The sequence below is a fragment of the Bradyrhizobium sp. Mp27 genome (genome assembly GCF_029953005.1).
Classification (GTDB): Bacteria; Pseudomonadota; Alphaproteobacteria; order Rhizobiales; family Xanthobacteraceae; genus Bradyrhizobium; species Bradyrhizobium barranii.
In genome coordinates this window covers 1-2,977 of the sequence record NZ_JASAUS010000367.1, presented here as the reverse complement: position 1 = coordinate 2,977, position 2,977 = coordinate 1, and the positions used below count along the sequence as shown (strand labels likewise).

The 2,977-nt window shown below is 55.6% G+C and carries 2 protein-coding genes; both read left to right on the top strand.

Annotated features, from left to right (window positions below; genetic code table 11):
* Positions 1 to 1,016 precede the first annotated feature (1,016 nt).
* Complete coding sequence (locus QJT78_RS49820; RefSeq protein WP_076829490.1) at positions 1,017 to 1,202, top strand: hypothetical protein; 186 nt, start codon at positions 1,017 to 1,019, stop codon at positions 1,200 to 1,202.
* 285 nt (positions 1,203 to 1,487) lie between these two features.
* Entirely contained in the window at positions 1,488 to 1,781 is a 294-nt protein-coding gene (locus QJT78_RS49815) for a hypothetical protein (protein WP_272481446.1), read from the top strand.
* The last annotated feature ends 1,196 nt before the right edge of the window (positions 1,782 to 2,977 follow it).

Genomic DNA, 2,977 nt, shown 5'->3' with positions numbered 1-2,977 from the left:
CGGCGGCTCTTCTTCGTCATCTTCGCTCCTGATTCGCAGCAAGAATCCTCGCCGCTGTCAGGCAGAAAATCCACTCAAGCTACTGTCCGAATTTGCGGGGCCAGCTCTCTAGAAACAGTGTCGTTGTAATGTTGTAATCAGTGTTGTGGAGTCGTTAAACGCGACCGAAGATATTGACCTGAGGGACGAAGGATTTGGCCTCTTCGTGCACATCAGTGTCGTCGAGACGGTCGGCTAAACTGATTTCCCGGAAGGCATCCGGGTCAGATGCGGGAACAGGGCCAAGAACCCATGTGTTGGTTGGCGAAGGTAGCCGACGAGGGTCTCTGCCCGTCTTTAAGCGTTCTACCGCCTGTGGTGTCCTGATCGGCGGTGGACGCCAGTCGTGCTGGATTTTCAGCAAATTTCTTATCCCGAAAAGTTGGCATGATGATCTTGCACTGGAATTGAGGGCATCACTGGCAGTGGGCTGCACGCGGAGAACGAGCTCGACATATCAGCATTTTGGATGTGAGGTCGGCGCGCGTGAACTTCACCAATAACCTACCACTTCAGTCGAGGCCATCAAGCGGCGGCGCTCTTTGCGCGAGTTGAATACGTCAAGAAGCGAACTTGACAAAGAGCGCGTGATCAAAGCTGAGCGGGCCTTGTGATCATTCTCGTCAGCCACCTCTCTCTTAGCAATATCGCGGAGGCTGAAACACAACATCCTTCCGTTCTCTGTCCGCACCTCCTTAGTGGGATCCGTTCATCTCTATTGCGATTTGGCTCGCTTATTCGAGAGCGTGTTGGTTGTTTAGCTCCGCATATAAAGGCGTCGATTGGAACGCTATCAGAACGCGACGTGCGTATGAAGTTTACAATTGCGCAGCTGCAACAGTGCAGACACCTCGCTTCGGAAGACATGCCCAAGATTATACCTGGCGCGATTCCGTATAATATTTGTCTAATTTTTTACGGTCGTCGCGCCGAAAAAGCTATGTTACAAGCCGCTCCCCTAAGAAGGAGCATTCATCGTGAAGAAAGCAACCAAGAAACGCGTTAAGCGGCGCGAATGGACGAAGGCAGATATCAAGGAGCTCAAAGTCCACTCGAAGGCCAGGACCCCCGTGATAAAAATAGCAAAGATGACCAAACGCAGTGTCGGTGCGCTTCGCCAGAAGGCCTTGAATCTTGGAATCGGACTCGGACATCAGCGATAGCTTGGGCCGCGCTGGTACTTGCACGGTAGGGCGGCTCGCAGGCCGCCCTCAGTGCCATAGAAGGTTCTGTAGCAAATTGGCTTTGCCGATCCGCGCTGAGGGGGGTTTTTGGATGGCGTTTCAATGTGGCGGTGGGCCTCCAGCATCCTCATTGATGGGCTTTGTTAGAAAGTGTTGGTCTCAAAGGTTATGTCCGGTCGTGATTCATAATCGGCATTGAACACATTGTTTTGCTCGTAGCCCTACCAAGGATCTTCCACATGAACGTTCGAGGAGATGCAAACCGTGACCGATCTGGTCGGTGCCGAGCTTTTGCTGGAACTCGGATATGAGCAGGAACTGCTGCATGCCCAGAAAGCCGGAGTTCTGGACAGGGGACGGGAGGTAACTGAACTCTATCGCCGTATATTCCGCACCTGGTGGGATATGCGAAGTACCAATGCGGGAGGATTGCCCGGCTCATCTCACGCTGGAGAGCCGGTCCACACTGCTTTGAACATTTCGGAGAACCGAGACGTGTCTATCGAGATGTTGCGAGGGGAGGTCGCGCGGCTTGAGCAGATCCTCAGCATCTCCTAAGATGCTGAATGCTTGTGGCGATGGTGCCGTCTGGCAAACTTGCTTCCTTTTGGCCCCCGCTCGTCGGCGAACACCTTCGGCGTACGCCCGCACCTTCGCATCGCGAGGCAACTCTGTCACGAGCATGCGCCATCCTGAGCTACGAAGCCCCGCCGCGTGTTCGGGTCATGCTTCGTTCCGCCTTTCCTGGTTGATCGCCATGAAGGCAGCCATGGGCGTAGCCGAAAAGGAAGCGGAGCTCATACTTAGCAAGCGACAAAGAGTGATCACTTGATGATCCGCTCTGGTCAACCGCTGGCGTGCTCGACCGCGCCCGTAGACCATGTCGGACGCGAGCTCGCATCAACGAGCCGGCCTGCAGAGGAGAGAGCAGAACAAGTACGAAGTGCGACTGTCGTCCAACCAGAGTGCCTCATCGGCGAGGTAGTTGTGCGCACCGAGCGCTGGGATGCCGGCAAATCCTGCTCGCCGCCCACGCGTTGGAACCGCCGTAAAGCCGCACGCTCACCGCCGCCACGATCGCTCGGTGAGACGTCCCGCGGCGAAGCGGCGTTAAGTAACTGAGATGCTGAAAGCCCAGGAATCGCTTCCAAGATAAATGCGCGCAACTTAATTGGACCTGGCTCGACGTACTCCCAGCAAATCGAGGCGACATGCTGAGTCACACGGCCGCTCGCCGAAAGGTGTCGAACTGATTCTTGCTCGCCCAGCATCCAAGATCGCTGGATCGCCATCAAGTGTGGCTCGGCGCAGGCTGCCAAGGCCGCTCCATGCGAGCGCAAGGACGTGACACAACAGCTATGGCAGAAGGTGTAAACCGTCATGCACAGCGTCCAGTAGGATCTCGCGGGGACTGCGTAGAAGCTCCGTACCTCCATATGGCTCTTTGGCCCGGATCGCACGTAAACGGAACGATCCCGTCATTTCGCCGCAGAATCGCGCTCGCACGCGGAATACTCACGCTCGATCCAAATTGAACTTTCAAACTATTGAACCTCGCTGTGAATCCTTCGTACTCCGCTCCTTGCGTCGACTCGTCGCTGCCAAACGGGAGTACGTGAGGAAAAATTCCCGCGAGAAAAATACCGCCCCGTGGGTCGGTCAAAATCCCCCGGGTATGGTCACTTGAAACTCCCCCACCTGATGATCGCCGTCAGCGCCGCTGAACAGCAGTAGCCGGTCAGGCAGGACGTTTA